The organism is Croceibacterium salegens, from assembly GCF_009827435.1.
Classification (GTDB): Bacteria; Pseudomonadota; Alphaproteobacteria; order Sphingomonadales; family Sphingomonadaceae; genus Croceibacterium_B; species Croceibacterium_B salegens.
Genome location: NZ_WTYM01000026.1, coordinates 1 through 15,231 on the forward strand (window position 1 = coordinate 1; position 15,231 = coordinate 15,231).

The following is a 15,231-nucleotide window of genomic DNA, read 5'->3' on the forward strand; positions in this document are numbered from 1 at the left end:
TGCCCGGCCCCGTCCTTGGTGAAGGTGACATAAGGCGCATCGCCCTCGGCCTCGTGAAGCACCACATCCTCGGCCTCGTAAACCACTTCAAGCTCGCGCTCTTCGCGCGCGTCCATGAGGTCCTTGGTCAGCTCGGTCTGGCCGTAGACGACCACCTGCTTGCCAGTCAGTTCGGCGATGTCGATGCGGATCAGCCGTTCGCCGTCGGCGAGGTTGAACCCGTCGTGCGGCAGCCCTTCTGCCTTGAGCCGCGCATCGAGGCCGAGCCGCTCCATCAGCGACACCGTGATCCCTTCGAGCACCCCGGCGCGGATGCGCGAGAGCACGTAGGCGGGCGAGCGACGTTCCAGCACCACGCACTCGATACCTTCGGCACGCAGAAGGTGGCCAAGCAACAATCCCGCCGGCCCCGCGCCGATTATGCAAACCTGCGTCTTCAAACCCTGACTCCGCCGCACATGAATTCACTAACCCCAAGCTACTTCACCGAATCCGCCGCCGCGGCTTTGGCCTCATTCGCGGCTCAGGGCAAAGGTGTAGTGCAGGCTCTTCCACGGGGCGTTCATTTCACGTCCCGCGGGACCCTCGCCAGGGTCGTGTTCGTCGAGTTCGATGATCAACGACGGCTTGACGCCGAACACCGCATCGGAGGTGAGATAAGGGTCGCCGCTTGGGAACAGGTGCGTGACCAATGGCACGAAGCCGTCCGCGGCTAGCTTGAAGTGGACATGGCCGGGCCGCCAGGGATGCCGACCCGTCTTCGCGAGAAGGTCGCCGACCGGGCCGTCGGCCGGAACCTGGTACGAGACCGGCACCACGGCCCAGCACCGCACGCGGCCATCGGCGTCGGTCCTGAAGCGCCCGCGCAGGTCGTATTCGCCCTCAGGCAAGTCGCGCTGCACATCGTAGAGCCCGTCTGGACCGCCCTCCCAGATATCGACGATCGCGCCTTCGAGCGGCTTGCCGGCGCTGTCGGTCACCTCGATGTCGACCCACAGCGGGATGCCGTCGTCGCTATCGGTAATCCGGCTGCCCTGCTCGGCGATCGGCGGTTCCTCCACGTAGAACGGCCCGAGCACCGTGCTCTCTGTAACCCCGTCCTCTTCCGTCTGCTGCAGAGTATCGACCAGCATCGACACACCGAGCACGTCGGAGAGCAGGATGAATTCCTGCCGTGCGCCCTGACAGGTGTGGCCTACCCGGGTGAGGAATTCGATGGCGCCCATCCATTCGGCCGGCGTCGGATCGACCTCGGTGACGAAGGCATGGAGGTGGCGGATGAGCGCGTTGCTCAGTTCGCGGGTACGGCCATCGGGCGCCCCGGCGAAACTGGCGAGGGCCGAGCGGGTAATCTGTTCGGGCGTTACGGCGTTCATCAATGCATCTCCTCCGGCGGCCGGCCGTCCCAGGCTGCTTCGAGCAGCTTCTGCAGGCCGTGCGCATCGAGCGGTTCCGGGTTCCAGTACGGATTGGCCATGGTCAGATCGACCGCGCGGCCGATACCCTCGCGCGGCATGCCGAGTTCTGCAAGCGTCATCGGCGCGCCAAGGCGTTTTGCAAGGTCCCACATCCCCCGCGGCGCCTGCTCGACACCGAGCACGCGGGCAACCCTGGCCATGGCTCCGCTTGCTGCGCGGGCATTATAGGCCATGGCGTGCGGCAGGATCACCGAGTGCGTCGCGGCGTGCGGCAGGCCGAAGGTCCCTCCGAGCGTGTGGCAAAGCTTATGGTGAAGCGCCATGCCGACCACGCCCAGGGTCACGCCGCAGGCCCACGCGCCATAGAGCGCATCCGAACGCGGGCCCGAAGCTGTCGGATCGGCGACCAGTCGCGGCAGGGCGCCAGCCAGCGCCCTGATGCCGTCCTCGGCGAGCAGCGAGGTCAGCGGATTGGCGTCGGGCGAGTAGAGGCCCTCGACCGAATGGGCGATGGCGTTGAGCCCCGATGTCACCGTCACGTCCACCGGCAGGCCCAACGTCAGTTCCACGTCGTAGACCACCACCTCGGGCAGTACCCTCATGTTGCGCTGAATGGTCTTCACGCCGTTTTCGGTCTGGCCGAGGACTGGTGTAGCCTCGGAACCGGCGTAGGTCGTCGGCACGACCACTTGCGGCAGGTCGGTACGCAGCGCGATCGCCTTGCCCAGCCCGATGGTCGAACCTCCGCCGATCGCCACCACGCAATCCGCGCCGGTCTCGGCCACCTTTGCCATCGCCGTTTCTGTGACTTCGACCGGCGTGTGCATCGCCGCGCCGGCAAAATGCCCGCAGGCGAGATCACCAAGTTGCGCCACCAGCCGCTCGCCCATGCCGGCCTGCCCGGGCGTCGTCAGTACGAGCGCACGCGTGCATCCGAGCGCCGTGATCTCCCTGCCCAACTCGGACATCGTGCCTCGGCCGAACACGAACCGGCCCGGCAAGGCGTTGTAAGCGAATGGCTCCATGCCAGACCGTCTAGCGGGCGATTGGGGCCGGGTGAACAACCTCGTGCCGCGATCCCTGCAGGGAACGGCGGGTTACTCATGCAACTATCTTTCGACCCTGCAGTTCGGCTGCTAGGGGGCTGTCACGCTGGCCGACCAACGCCGGTACTTTCGCATTCGAGGCTCCCGGCATGGACCGCGCCAGTATCGTTCACGACAACTTCCTGCGCCGGGTGGCGGTGGGCGACTTTCCGGCTGGCAATGCGCCCGATCGGACGCTCGCCCCGGAACTTGCCGTATCGATCTTCCGCTCGGCCTGCCTGACCCGCGCGCTCGACCGCGAAAGCCGGACTATGCAGGCGACGGGCAAGGGCTTCTACACTATCGGCTCCTCGGGACACGAGGGCATGGCGGCGGTGGCCGCGGCGTTGCGGCCGACCGACATGGCCTTCCTCCACTATCGCGACGCCGCCTTCCAGATCCAGCGCGCCGCGCAGGTTCCGGGCCAGACCATCGCCTGGGACATGCTGCTTTCCTTCGCCTGCTCGAGCGAGGACCCGATCTCGGGCGGACGGCACAAGGTTCTCGGCTCCAAAGCGCTCAACATCCCGCCGCAGACCTCGACCATCGCCAGCCATCTGCCCAAGGCGGTGGGCGCGGCCTATTCGATCGGCCTTGCCAGGCGCCAGCCGCCCGAGTTCCGGCAGTTGCCCGACGACGCCATCGTCTATTGCTCGTTCGGCGATGCCTCGGTGAACCACTCGACCGCGCAGGGCGCGTTCAACACCGCGGGGTGGACGAGCTACCAGTCGGTCCCATTGCCGCTGCTGTTCGTGTGCGAGGACAACGGCATTGGCATCTCGACCAAGACGCCGAGGGGCTGGATCAAGGCGAACTTCGAAAACCGGCCCGGAATCAGATACTTCGAGTGCGACGGGCTCGACATCTACGAGACTTATCGCTTGGCGCAGCAGGCCGCGCTCTACGTTCGCACCCGGCGCAAGCCTGCGTTCCTGCATGTGCGCACCATCCGGCTCTATGGCCATGCCGGGGCGGACGTGGCGATGGCCTATCTTTCGCGAGCAGAGGTCGAGGCCGAGGAGGCGCAGGACCCGCTGCTGCACATGGCCCGCCAGCTTGGCGAAGTCGGTGTACTTTCTGCGAATGAAACGCTTGATATCTACCGGAACACCGCCGAACGCGTGTCGCGCGTTTCGGCCGAAGCCGTCACCCGCCCACATCTCGAAACCGCCGACGAGGTCATGGCCAGCCTGATCCCGCCGCGGCGCGAATGTCGGCCGAGCAACGGCCCCGATGCCGAGACGCGAGCCGAGCTGTTCGGATCGGATATGGCGCTGATGGAAAAGCCCCAGCCGATGGGCAAGCTCATCAACATGGCGCTGACCGACCTCATGCTCGAGCATGGCGAGATCGTGATGATGGGCGAGGACATCGCGAAGAAGGGCGGCAACTACGGCATCACCCAGCGACTCTCGACACGCTTCGGCTCGCCCCGCGTGATCGACACCCTGCTCGACGAGCAGTCGATCCTCGGCCTCGCCATCGGCATGGCGCAGAACGGCTTCATCCCGATCCCCGAGATCCAGTTCCTCGCCTACCTGCACAACGCCGAGGACCAGCTGCGGGGCGAGGCGGCGACGCTGCCGTTCTTCTCGAACGGGCAATTTACCAACCCGATGGTCGTGCGGATTTCCGGTCTCGGCTACCAGAAGGGCTTCGGCGGGCACTTCCACAACGACAATTCGGTGGCGGTGCTGCGCGACATCCCCGGCCTGATCCTCGCCTGCCCGTCGAACGGGGCCGATGCGGCGAAGATGCTGCGCGAATGCGTGCGGCTGGCGCGCGAGGAGCAGCGGCTGGTGGTGTTCCTCGAACCCATAGCGCTCTACCCGATGCGCGACCTTCACGAGACCGGCGACGGCGGCTGGATGCGGACCTATCCCGCGCCCGGTGAAAGGATCCCGATCGGCGAGGTCGGGGTGCACGGCGCGGGCAAGGACCTCGCCATCGTCACTTTCGGCAACGGCGCATACCTCGCGCAGCAGGCGCTGCCGCTGCTCGCCGCAAATGGCGTGAAGGCGCGCATTGTCGATGTCCGCTGGCTCTCGCCCTTGCCGGTCGAGGGCATCGCGAAGGCGCTCAAGGACTGCGGCGCGGCGCTTATCGTCGACGAGACCCGGCGCAGCGGCGGGGTGGCCGAAGCGCTGATGGCGCTGGTCGAGGAAGAGACCGGACTGCCGCACGCGCGCCTCACGGGAGAAGACAGCTTCATCCCGACCGGCCCGGCCTATGCCGCGACCATGCCCTCGCGCGACAGCATCATTGCCGCCGCGCTCGACCTGGTGGGCCGCAAGTGATGCAGACCGCCGTCGTCATCTGCCCCGGACGCGGGACTTACAACGCGGCCGAGCTCGGCTACCTCGGCCGGCACTTCCCCGACGCCGCCCTGCTGCGCCGGTTCGACGCCCTGCGCGCCGAGGCGGGGCAGGACACGCTGAGCGCGCTCGACGGCGCGGAGCGGTTCTCGCTCGCCAGGCATTCGCGCGGCGACAATGCCTCTGGCCTTATCTTCGCCGCCTCGCTCGGCGATTTCCTGGCCATCGACCGCACGGCGATCGAGGTGGTCGCGGTGACCGGCAATTCGATGGGCTGGTACTCGGCGCTGGCTTGCGGCGGGGCGCTTTCGCCCGAGAACGGATTCCGCGTCGCAAACACCATGGGCACGCTGATGCAGCAGGCGCTGATCGGCGGACAGACGATCTACCCGTGGCTGGACGATGACTGGGTGCCCCGCCCCGAGCGCAAGCGCGAACTTCTCGACCTTGTCGCGACAATCGGCGCGGAGCCGGACAAGCAACTGTACCTGTCGATCGACCTTGGCGGAATGCTGGTGCTGGCCGGCAATGCCGTCGGGCTCGAAGCGTTCGAAAAGGCGGTTCCGCCGGTGCAGGAGCGCTTCCCGATGCGGCTCGGCAACCATGCCGCGTTCCACACGCGGTTGCAGGAGCCGGTGGCCGCGGCCGGACGGGCGGCGCTACCGGTAGGAATGTTCGGCCAACCGAACCAGCCGCTGATCGACGGGCGCGGCAATGTCTGGTGGCCCGCCGCGACCGATGTGGCGGCGCTCCATGACTACACCCTCGGCCACCAGGTGACCGAGAGCTACGACTTCACCCGCGCTGTGACCGCCGCCGCGCGCGAGTTCGCGCCCGACCTGTTCATCGTCCTCGGCCCCGGCACGACGCTCGGAGGCGCGGTGGCGCAGTCGTTGATTCTCGCCCAGTGGCGCGGAATGGGCAGCAAAGCGGATTTCCGCGAGCGGCAGGCCGAGACCCCGCTGCTCGCCTCGATGGGAATGCCCGAGCAGCGCCCGCTCGTAACGGCAAGCTAGTTACACTCGATACGGTCACATTGCCTCGTCCGGCGGGTTTGCCTAGACGCCCTCGGCTCGCGCCGGACTCGCGCGATGCCGGATCGAACGAACGAGGGTGCCAGCGGATGCCGCAGCAAAGGGTTTTGATTGCAGGTGGCGGTATCGGCGGCCTCGCACTGGCGCTCACGCTCGAACAGATCGGCGTGCCGTGCACGGTGTTCGAGAGCGTGCGCGAACTGAGGCCGCTCGGCGTCGGGATCAACATCCAGCCCAATGCCGTGCGCGAGCTGCACGATCTCGGCATCGGCGAGGACGAGCTCGGCGAAGTCGGCATCCCGGCGCGTGAATGGGCGCTGGTCGGGCTCAACGGCAAGGAAATATATTCAGAGCCGCGCGGCAAGCTGGCCGGGTACAGGTGGCACCAGTACGCGCTCCACCGCGGACGGCTGCACCTCCTGCTGGCGCGGAAGGTGATCGAGCGGCTCGGGCCGGACGCGCTGCTGCTCGATCACAGGGTCACCGGGTACCGCAAGGAAGCCGACGGATCGGTCACCGCGCTCGTCGCTACGCCCGAGGGACCGCGCGAATTCAACGGCGCGCTGCTGTTAGGTGCCGACGGGATTCATTCCGCGGTCCGTGCGCAGATGCACCCGAACCAACCGTCGATCCACTGGGGCGGGACGATCATGTGGCGCGGCACCTCGCGCGGGCAACCGATCCGCAGCGGGTCCTCGTTCGTCGGCCTCGGCACCAGCCGCCACCGCGTGGTCTTCTATCCAATCTCGCAGCCCGACGAGCACGGCAGGGCCGACATAAACTGGGTCGCCGAAAAGACTTACGACACCGATCACGACTGGGCCAAGTCGGGCTGGTTCCGCCCGGTCGGGCTCGACGAGTTCGCCCACGAGTTCGAGGATTTCGTCTACGACTGGCTCGACCTCCCTGCCCTGCTGGCCAGTTCCGAGATCGCCTACGAGAACCCGATGATCGACCGCGATCCGTTGCCGACCTGGGTCGATGGCCCGGTGGCGCTGATTGGCGACGCCGCACACCCGATGTACCCGACCGGCTCGAACGGAGCTTCGCAGGCGATCATCGACGCACGCCAGATCGGCAAGTCCATGCTCGACCACGGCGTCACCGAGGCAAGCCTTGCCGCCTACGACGAGCAGTTCTGCGGCCCCATCGGCCATATCGCCCTGCGCAATCGCGGCGCCGGCCCGTTCGGCCTGCTGAACATGGTCGAAGACCGTTGCGGCGGCGAGTTCGATGACATCGACGCGGTGATTCCGTCCGAGGAGCGCGCCGCCTTCATGCTGGCCTACCAGCGGGCTGCGGGCTTCGCGAAGGACCGCCTCAACGCTGCGCCGCGGACAATCCCCGAAGGCGCGCAAGTGGCGAAGGTGGAGGCATGATTCCGCAGCTCGAACACGCCTGCGACATCGTGGCCCAGCTGTCCGCGCCGCACGAGATGGGCGAGGCTCCGGGCGGTACCCGGCGCATCATCCCCATCGTCGGCGGCACCGTGACGGGACCGCTCCTGCAGGGCCGCATCCTCAACGTCGGCGCCGACTGGCAGACGGTGACGGCGAACGGGGTCGCCCAGCTAGATGCGCGTTATGCCATCGAGACGCCGGACGGCGCGGTGATCGAGGTGATCAGCCGCGGCATCCGCGACGCCTCGCCCGAGGTCGCCGCGCGCATCGCCGCGGGCGAACAGGTGCCGCTGTCGGAATACTACATGCGCACCGCGATCCGCCTCGAATGCGGCGCGCCGGCCTACGACTGGGTCAATCGCTCGCTGTTCCTGGCGACGGGAGGCAAGGTCGGATCGACCGTCAGCCTCTCGGTCTATCGCGTCGCCTAGCCGCGCGCGAGAAAGGCGACCGACTCCTTCTCGATCTCGCTCAGTTCGCGGATCGTCTCCTCGATCGCCTTGCGCTGGTTCTTCAGGTCCTCCAGCCGGGTCCGCACCCGCTCGAGCAGGGCCTCGATCTGGTGGTGCTGGTCGGCATCGACCTCGTAGAGTTCGAGGAATTCGCTGATCTCGCGCAAGCTGAAGCCGAGGCGCTTGCCACGCAGGATCAATTTCATCCGCCCGAGGTCGCGCCGGGTGTAAACACGGGTCGAACCGATCCGCTGCGGGCTGATAAGCCCCTTGTCCTCGTAGAAGCGCAGCGTGCGATGGGTAACGCCGAGCTCGTTGGCGACGTCCTGGATGCCCCAGAGGTCTGCCGGCTTCATTTCGCGCCCTCGCGGATCAGGTCGTGCTCCTGCGCGATCAGGTCCTTCTTCGACAACTTGCCGACCTGCGTCTTGGGCAGGTGGTCACGCACTTCGATGCGGTCGGGCTCCTCGATCTTGTTGAGCCGCTTGGCGAGGAAGGCCTGCAACTCCTCGACGTCGATCGTCATGCCCGCCTTGGGTGCGACGAACAGCCAAGGCGCCTCGCCGCGATAACGGTCGGGCACGCCGATGGCGATCGCCTCGTGAACCGCGGGGAATTCGTAGGCGGCATCCTCGATGTTGCGCGGATAGACGTTGTATCCGCTGCACAGGATCAGGTCCTTGATGCGGTCGACCAGGAAAAGGTAACCGTCCTCGTCGAGGTAGCCGATGTCGCCGGTCAGCAGCGCGCCGTCGTAGAAGGTCTTTTCGGTCGCGTCGGGGCGCTTCCAGTAGCCTTTCATGACCTGCGGACCGCGCGCGCAAACCTCGCCGCGCTCGCCCTGCGGCATCAGCTTTTCGGGATGCTCGTGGTCGCGGATCTCGATCACCGTTCCGGGAAAGGGCGGGCCGCAGCTGTTGTCCTTGATCTCGCCGTGGAGCAGCGGGTTGCAGGTGATGATCGGACTCGCCTCGGTCAGACCGTAGCCCTCGACAACGCGGGTCTTCGTCCGCCTCTCGAACGCCTGTCGCACTTCGAGCGGCAATGGCGCGCCGCCCGAAACGAAGGCGCGCACTTCGGTAAAGTCGGGCAGTTCGCCGAGCGGCAGCGAATTGAGCGCGATGTAGAGCGTGGGCACGCCGAAGAACTGCGTCGGCGGCTTGCGCTTCACGCTGGCAATGAAGCGCTTCATCTCGAAGCGCGGCAGCAGCACGATCTCGCCGGCGATGTCGATCGAGTAGTTGAGCACCGTCGTCAGCGCGAAGACGTGGAACATCGGCAGCACCGCCGTGGTGCGTTCCTGCACGCCCTCGCGCCCGCCTTCGGCATGGATCAGCATCTGCCGCGCGTTGGCGGCAAGGTTGGCGTGGGTCAGCATCGCGCCCTTGGGCACGCCGGTCGTCCCGCCGGTGTACTGCAGCACCGCGATATCGTCGGGGTCGAGGTCGGCGCGCGCGTATTCGGTGCCTTGCGCCATCAGCTCGCGCCAGCCGATGAACAGGGCATGGTCGCGGGGCCGCGAGCGCTTCCCGATCTGCGTCAGGCGATAGCCGAGGCCGGTGAGCGGCGGCATGGCGTCGGCCAGCGGGCACAGCACGACGTGCGCGACGCCGCACTTCTGGCCAATCTCGATGACCTTGTCGCTGATCGACTTCACGTCGGGCACCGCAACCATGTGCGCGCCGCTGTCGTGCAGCAGGTGTTCGAGCTCGTCGCACGAGTAGAGCGGGTTGAGGTTGACGACGATCCCGCCGAGCCGGAGCACGGCGAAGTAGAGGATCACGTAATAGGTCGTGTTGGGCAGGCACAGCGCGAAGCGGTCGCCCTTGGCCAGGCCCAGCTTGGCGAGGCCCGCCGCAGCGTGTTCGACCTCGTCGGCGAGCTGGGCGTAAGTCCATTCGCGGGAGAAGAAATCCAGGGCGATGCGCTCAGGGAAATTCGCCGCGGCATCGTCGAGCAACTGGGACAGGACGCGCGGTTTCAGCTCTGGCAGGACCGTGAACTTTTCGCCCAATTGACCGTTATCGGACATGCCCGTCACTCGAAACTCCTAAGGCGCCATCGACCGACAGCGCGAATCGCACTGTGCAGCAAAATTTGCTTGACGTATAGGTCAATTCGCGCACCTATAGGGAATATTCCGGCACGCGGTCGAGTCTCGTGCCAAGTCCAGAGAGGTTCTTCCCGATGACCGAAGTCGTGATCGCCGGCTACGCCCGCTCCCCGTTCACCTTTGCGACGAAGGGCGCGCTGGCCCGGGTCCGGCCGGACGACCTCGCCGCGCAGGTCGTCAAGGGCTTGCTCGAACGGACCGGCGTCGATCCCGGCAAGATCGAGGATCTCGCGCTCGGCTGCGCCTTCCCTGAGGGCGAGCAGGGCTTCAACATGGCGCGGCTGGTCGTGCTGCTGGCCGGCCTGCCCAACGGCGTCGGCGGCATCACCATCAACCGCTTCTGCGGCTCTTCGATGAGCGCGATCCACTACGCCGCCGGACAGATCTGCCTCGGCGCGGGCGAGTGCTTCATCGCCGCCGGGGTGGAATCGATGAGCCGGATGCCGATGGGCGGCTTCAACCCCATGCCTAACCCCCAGCTGGCCAAGAACAGCCACGCCTACATCTCGATGGGCGACACCGCCGAAAACCTCGCGAAGAAGTACGCCATCGCCCGCGCCGAGCAGGAGCGGTTTGCCGTGGCCAGCCAGAAGAAGGCCGCCGCCGCGCAGGCCGCGGGCAAGTTCAAGGACGAGATCATCCCCATCGTGCAGGGCGACACCACGATCAGCGAGGACGGCACCTTGCGCCCCGACACCACTGCCGAGGGTCTCGCCGGTCTCAAGCCCGCCTTCCAGGCCGACGGCACGGTGACCGCGGGCACCTCCTCCCCGCTGACCGATGGCGCCTCGGCAACGCTGGTCTGCAGCGCCGAATTCGCAAAGGCCAACGGGCTCGAGGTCATCGCAAGGATCAAGTCGGTCGCCATCTCCGGCTGCGCGCCTGAGATCATGGGCATCGGCCCGGTCGGAGCCTCGATGAAAGCGCTTGAACGCGCCGGGCTCAAGGCCTCCGACATCGACGTGGTCGAACTTAACGAAGCCTTCGCCAGCCAGGCGCTCGCCTCGATGATCGACCTCGGGCTCGATGAAGCCAGGGTCAATATCGACGGCGGCGCCATTGCCATCGGCCACCCGCTCGGCGCCACGGGCGCGCGCATCGTCGGCAAGGCTGCCGCGATCCTCAAGCGCGACGGCGGCAAGTACGCGCTCGCCACCCAGTGCATCGGCGGCGGCCAGGGCATCGCCACGATCCTGGAGGCCGCATGATGGCTGACGCTTCGATCAAGAAGGTCTGCGTCATCGGTTCGGGCGTGATGGGCTCGGGCATTGCCGCGCAGGTTGCCAATGCGGGTATTCCCGTGCTCCTGCTCGACATCCCTGCCAAGGACGGCCCGAACCGCAACGCCATTGCCGAAGGCGCCGTGGCCAAGATGCTCAAGACCGAGCCCGCCCCGTTCATGACGCCCGCGGCGACCAAACTTGTCGAGACCGGCAACATCGACGACGATCTCGGCCGGATTTTCGAGTGCGACTGGATCGTCGAGGCGATCATCGAGAACCTCGACATCAAGCGTAGTCTTTATGCCAAGATCGAAGTCCACCGGAAGGCCGGCACGCCGATCTCCTCCAACACCTCGTCAATCCCGCTGGCGATGCTGACCGAGGGCCGTTCGGACGACTTCAAGGCCTCGTTCCTCATCACCCACTTCTTCAACCCGCCGCGCTACATGCGGCTGATCGAACTGGTGACCAGCCCGCACACCAGCGAAGAGATCGTCGAGCACGTCGAGACCTTCGTCGACCGCACGCTCGGCAAGAGCGTGGTCTGGTGCAAGGACACGCCCGGCTTTATCGCCAATCGCATCGGCACATACTGGATCCAGACCGGTGTCAACGGCGCGTTCGACCTTGGCGTTTCAGTCGAGGATGCAGACGCCATTGTCGGCAAGCCGATGGGCGTGCCTAAGACCGGCATCTTCGGATTGGTCGATCTCGTCGGGCTCGACCTCCAGCCGCATCTCATGGCTAGCCTGCAATCCACGCTGCCGAAGGACGATCCCTACCAGGCCATCGCCCGCATCGAGCCGCTGATCGATAAGCTGATCGCCGAGGGCTATACCGGCCGCAAGGGAAAGGGCGGCTTCTTCCGCATGAACAAGGATGGGGCAAAGCGTACGCTCGAAGCCATCGATCTTGCGAGCGGCGAATATCATGTCGCCGCCAAGCCTTCGGTCCCGTCCGGCGCTGCCGCCAAGGGCGACCTCAAGGCGCTGGTCGAAATGGACGGGAAGTACGGCAAGTACGCCTGGACCGTACTCGGCAACACCGTGGCCTATGCCGCGGCGCTGGTGCCGGAAATTTCCGACACGATCGTCGGCGTCGATGACGCGATGAAGCTCGGCTACAACTGGAAGTTCGGGCCGTTCGAGTGGATCGACAAGCTCGGCGCCGACTATGTCGCCAGGCGCCTTGAAGCCGAGGGCAAGCCGGTCCCCGAACTGCTAAAGCTCGCCTCGGGCCGGACCTTCTACCGCGTCGAGGGCGGCAAGCGGCAATACCTCGGCACCGACGGCGCATACCACGACGTCGAGCGCGCCGAGGGCGTATTGCTGCTGTCCGACCTCAAGCTTTCCAGCAAGCCGCTGATCAAGAATTCCAGCGCCGCGCTGTGGGACATCGGCGACGGCGTGGTGTGCCTAGAGTTCACCGGCAAGATGAACGCGCTCGACGGCGAGGTAATGAAGCTGATCGGCCAGGCCGCCGGGCTCGTCGCCAAGGACTACAAGGCGCTCGTCGTCTACAACGAGGGCACGCACTTTTCCGCCGGGGCCAACCTCGGTCTCGCGCTGTTCGCCTACAACATCGCCGCCTTCCCGGAGATCGAACAGCTCATCGGCGGCGGGCAGCTTGCCTACAAGGCGCTCAAGTATGCGCCCTTCCCCGTGGTCGGCGCGCCGGCCGGGATGGCGCTTGGCGGGGGCTGTGAAATCCTGCTCCACTGCGACGCAATCCAGGCCCATGCCGAACTCTACGTTGGCCTCGTCGAATGCGGCGTCGGGCTGATCCCCGCCTGGGGTGGCTGCGGCGAGATGCTCGACCGCTGGAAGCACATGCCCAAGATGCCCAAGGGCCCGATGCCCGCGGTGGCCAAGGTGTTCGAGATCGTCTCGACCGCCACGGTTTCCAAGTCGGCGGCCAACGCCAAGGAACTCGGCTTCCTACGTCCGGCCGACGGCGTGACGATGAACCGCGACCGCCTGCTCTACGAAGCCAAGCAGAAGGCGCTGGCGCTGGCCGAGGACTACAAGGCGCCTGAGCCGCCAGACTTCACCCTGCCCGGCCCGGCCGGCAAGGCGGCGCTGATGCTGGCGGTGACCGACTTCCACAACCGCGGCCTCGCCACCGATTACGATGTCGTGGTGTCCGAGGCGCTGGCGACCGTCCTGACCGGCGGCGATGGCGACCCCGTCCAGCCGATCACCGAGAACGAGATGCTCGCGCTCGAGCGCAAGGAATTCATGGCGCGGCTCAACGACCCGCGCACGCTGGCCCGGATCGAGACGATGCTCGAAACCGGCAAGCCGCTGAGGAACTAGGAGAGAGACGATGCAAGTCTACGAGGCCCCCCTGCGCGACATGCGCTTCGTGCTCCACGAACTCTTCGCCGACGAACCGTTCGGCAAGGTCGAGGCGAACGAGGAGTTCGACACCGATCTGCTCGACGCGATCCTCGAGGAAGCGAACAAGCTGGCCACCGGCGTGCTGCTGCCGCTCAACCGCAGCGGCGACGAGGAAGGCTGCCACCTCGAAAACGGCGTGGTCCGCACTCCCAAGGGCTTCAAAGAGGCCTACGACCAGTTCCGCGAGGGCGGCTGGTGCGCGCTCGCCGCCGATCCGGCGTGGGGCGGACAGGGCCTGCCCGAGACGGTCAACAAGCTGGTCGAGGAGATGATCAGCGCGACCAACGTCAGCTTCGGACTCTATCCCGGCCTGACCCACGGCGCGACCACGGCGATGATCGACTTCGCCAGCGAGGATCTCAAGAACACCTGGCTGCCCAAGATGGTCGAAGGCACCTGGTCGGGCACAATGTGCCTGACCGAGGCGCATTGCGGGACCGATCTCGGCCTGCTGCGCACCAAGGCGGTGCCGCAGGACGACGGCAGCTACAAGATTTCCGGCGGCAAGATTTTCATCTCCGCCGGCGAGCAGGACCTGACCGAGAACATCGTCCACCTCGTGCTGGCGCGGCTCCCCGATGCCCCAGCGGGCATCAAGGGTATCTCGATGTTCCTCGTCCCCAAGCTGCTGCTCGACGACCAGGGTCGTCCGTCCAAGCCGAACAACGTCTCGGTCGCGGCGATCGAGCACAAGATGGGCATCAAGGCATCGGCCACCTGCCAACTCAACTTCGATGAGAGCACCGGCTGGCTCGTCGGCACGCCCAACAAGGGCATGCAGGCGATGTTCCGCATGATGAACAACGAGCGCGTCGCTGTCGGCGTGCAGGGCCTCGGTATCGGTGAGGCCGCCTACCAGTCGGCCGTGTGGTACGCCAAGGACCGCCTGCAGGGTCGCTCGCTGTCGGGCGCGAAGTATCCCGACAAGCCGGCCGATCCGATCATCGTCCACCCCGACGTTCGCCGCATGCTGATGACCATGCGCGCCAACAACGAAGGCTGCCGCGCCGTGTGCGGCTGGGTCGCCCGCGCGCTCGAAACCGCCGAAAAAGGCACCGAACCCGAGGCCAAGCAACGCGCCGAGGACTTCGTCGCGCTGATGACTCCAGTGGTGAAGGCGCTATTCACCGATCTAGGCTTCGAGAGCGCCAACCTCGCGGTGCAGGTCTATGGCGGGCACGGCTACATCCGCGAGAGCGGGGTCGAGCAGTACGTCCGCGACGCGCGCATCGCGCAGATTTACGAAGGCACCAACGGCATCCAGGCGCTCGACCTCGTCGGCCGCAAGATGGGTGCGAACAATGGCCGCTACCTGCGCAGCTTCTTCCACCCGGTCGCCCAGTTCGTCGAGGAACTGAAGGCGCACGAGGAATTCGGCAAGATGGGCGAAGCCTTCGAGAAGGCCTTCCAGGCCCTCCAGCTCGCTACCGGCACGATCGCCCAGAAGGGCCTCGCCGATCCCGAGGAAGCCGGCGCCGCGGCGACCGAATACCTGCGGCTGCTCGGCATGGTCGCGATGGGCTACTGCTTCGGCAAGTCGGCCGTGCTGGCTCACACGAAGCTGGCCGAGGGCACCGGCGAAGCGGATTTCTACAAGGCCAAGATTGTCACCGCGCGGTTCTTCTTCGACCGCATGCTGCCGCCGGCGAGCTCGCTGGTGCTGGCGATCAAGCGCGGCAAGGCGAGCATGATGGAAATGCCGGTCGAGGCATTTTAGCCGCCACGTTCTTCGTCATTGCGAGGAGCAAAGCGACGAAGCAATCCAGGGTGGCTCGGAGCAGCCCTGGCTTGC

Annotated in this window: 12 protein-coding genes; 7 read left to right on the plus strand and 5 right to left on the minus strand. The window is 66.3% G+C overall.

Going from position 1 to position 15,231, the window contains the following annotated elements; translation table 11 throughout:
- The 3 genes from GRI89_RS02655 to GRI89_RS02665 form a co-directional block, all read right to left on the minus strand.
- A partial coding sequence (locus GRI89_RS02655; protein ID WP_159791898.1) for an FAD-dependent monooxygenase occupies positions 1 to 440 on the minus strand: 440 nt, incomplete at its 3' end.
- A gap of 72 nt (positions 441 to 512) precedes the next feature.
- On the minus strand, positions 513 to 1,376 hold the full coding sequence (locus GRI89_RS02660) for a dioxygenase family protein (RefSeq protein WP_159791941.1): 864 nt from the start codon (positions 1,374 to 1,376) through the stop codon (positions 513 to 515).
- Entirely contained in the window at positions 1,376 to 2,443 is a 1,068-nt protein-coding gene (locus tag GRI89_RS02665) for a maleylacetate reductase (protein WP_159791943.1), read from the minus strand. Before GRI89_RS02665 ends, GRI89_RS02660 begins: the two co-directional genes overlap by 1 nt.
- A 170-nt stretch (positions 2,444 to 2,613) precedes the next feature.
- Between GRI89_RS02665 and GRI89_RS02670 the strand changes: the two genes are divergently transcribed.
- The 4 genes from GRI89_RS02670 to GRI89_RS02685 all read left to right on the plus strand — a co-directional run bounded on the left by GRI89_RS02670 (position 2,614) and on the right by GRI89_RS02685 (position 7,683).
- Positions 2,614 to 4,800, plus strand: coding sequence for a dehydrogenase E1 component subunit alpha/beta (locus GRI89_RS02670; RefSeq protein WP_159791945.1), 2,187 nt, complete (start codon positions 2,614 to 2,616; stop codon positions 4,798 to 4,800).
- Positions 4,800 to 5,834, plus strand: coding sequence for an ACP S-malonyltransferase (locus GRI89_RS02675; protein WP_159791947.1), 1,035 nt, complete (start codon positions 4,800 to 4,802; stop codon positions 5,832 to 5,834). Before GRI89_RS02670 ends, GRI89_RS02675 begins: the two co-directional genes overlap by 1 nt.
- A 107-nt stretch (positions 5,835 to 5,941) precedes the next feature.
- Complete coding sequence (locus GRI89_RS02680; protein ID WP_159791949.1) at positions 5,942 to 7,231, plus strand: flavin-dependent oxidoreductase; 1,290 nt, start codon at positions 5,942 to 5,944, stop codon at positions 7,229 to 7,231.
- A complete protein-coding gene (locus tag GRI89_RS02685) occupies positions 7,228 to 7,683 on the plus strand; it encodes a DUF3237 domain-containing protein (RefSeq protein ID WP_159791951.1) in 456 nt (151 codons plus the stop codon). Before GRI89_RS02680 ends, GRI89_RS02685 begins: the two co-directional genes overlap by 4 nt.
- Here GRI89_RS02685 and GRI89_RS02690 read toward each other — a convergent pair.
- The gene (locus GRI89_RS02690; protein ID WP_159791953.1) at positions 7,680 to 8,060 is read right to left on the minus strand and encodes a MerR family transcriptional regulator; all 381 of its coding nucleotides are present in this window, start codon (positions 8,058 to 8,060) and stop codon (positions 7,680 to 7,682) included. The two genes, GRI89_RS02685 and GRI89_RS02690, sit on opposite strands and share 4 nt — an antisense overlap.
- Complete coding sequence (locus GRI89_RS02695) at positions 8,057 to 9,736, minus strand: long-chain-fatty-acid--CoA ligase (RefSeq protein ID WP_159792098.1); 1,680 nt, start codon at positions 9,734 to 9,736, stop codon at positions 8,057 to 8,059. The genes GRI89_RS02690 and GRI89_RS02695 overlap by 4 nt, the downstream gene beginning before the upstream one ends.
- A 155-nt stretch (positions 9,737 to 9,891) precedes the next feature.
- Between GRI89_RS02695 and GRI89_RS02700 the strand changes: the two genes are divergently transcribed.
- Genes GRI89_RS02700 through GRI89_RS02710 form a run of 3 tightly spaced genes read left to right on the plus strand, consistent with a single transcriptional unit; the run spans position 9,892 to position 15,156 of the window.
- Positions 9,892 to 11,025, plus strand: coding sequence for a thiolase family protein (locus GRI89_RS02700; protein ID WP_159791955.1), 1,134 nt, complete (start codon positions 9,892 to 9,894; stop codon positions 11,023 to 11,025).
- Positions 11,025 to 13,355, plus strand: coding sequence for a 3-hydroxyacyl-CoA dehydrogenase/enoyl-CoA hydratase family protein (locus GRI89_RS02705; protein WP_159792100.1), 2,331 nt, complete (start codon positions 11,025 to 11,027; stop codon positions 13,353 to 13,355). The genes GRI89_RS02700 and GRI89_RS02705 overlap by 1 nt, the downstream gene beginning before the upstream one ends.
- 10 nt (positions 13,356 to 13,365) lie before the next feature.
- The gene (locus GRI89_RS02710; RefSeq protein ID WP_159791957.1) at positions 13,366 to 15,156 is read left to right on the plus strand and encodes an acyl-CoA dehydrogenase C-terminal domain-containing protein; all 1,791 of its coding nucleotides are present in this window, start codon (positions 13,366 to 13,368) and stop codon (positions 15,154 to 15,156) included.
- Positions 15,157 to 15,231: the final 75 nt, after the last annotated feature.

Excerpts from the sequence above, each read along its gene's own strand:
- GRI89_RS02660 (WP_159791941.1), bottom strand. The coding sequence starts at position 1,376 with ATGAACGCCGTAACGCCCGAACAGATTACCCGCTCGGCCCTCGCCAGT.
- GRI89_RS02665 (WP_159791943.1), bottom strand. The coding sequence starts at position 2,443 with ATGGAGCCATTCGCTTACAACGCCTTGCCGGGCCGGTTCGTGTTCGGC.
- GRI89_RS02670 (WP_159791945.1), top strand. The coding sequence starts at position 2,614 with ATGGACCGCGCCAGTATCGTTCACGACAACTTCCTGCGCCGGGTGGCG.
- GRI89_RS02675 (WP_159791947.1), top strand. The coding sequence starts at position 4,800 with ATGCAGACCGCCGTCGTCATCTGCCCCGGACGCGGGACTTACAACGCG.
- GRI89_RS02680 (WP_159791949.1), top strand. The coding sequence starts at position 5,942 with ATGCCGCAGCAAAGGGTTTTGATTGCAGGTGGCGGTATCGGCGGCCTC.
- GRI89_RS02685 (WP_159791951.1), top strand. The coding sequence starts at position 7,228 with ATGATTCCGCAGCTCGAACACGCCTGCGACATCGTGGCCCAGCTGTCC.
- GRI89_RS02690 (WP_159791953.1), bottom strand. The coding sequence starts at position 8,060 with ATGAAGCCGGCAGACCTCTGGGGCATCCAGGACGTCGCCAACGAGCTC.
- GRI89_RS02695 (WP_159792098.1), bottom strand. The coding sequence starts at position 9,736 with ATGTCCGATAACGGTCAATTGGGCGAAAAGTTCACGGTCCTGCCAGAG.
- GRI89_RS02700 (WP_159791955.1), top strand. The coding sequence starts at position 9,892 with ATGACCGAAGTCGTGATCGCCGGCTACGCCCGCTCCCCGTTCACCTTT.
- GRI89_RS02705 (WP_159792100.1), top strand. The coding sequence starts at position 11,025 with ATGGCTGACGCTTCGATCAAGAAGGTCTGCGTCATCGGTTCGGGCGTG.
- GRI89_RS02710 (WP_159791957.1), top strand. The coding sequence starts at position 13,366 with ATGCAAGTCTACGAGGCCCCCCTGCGCGACATGCGCTTCGTGCTCCAC.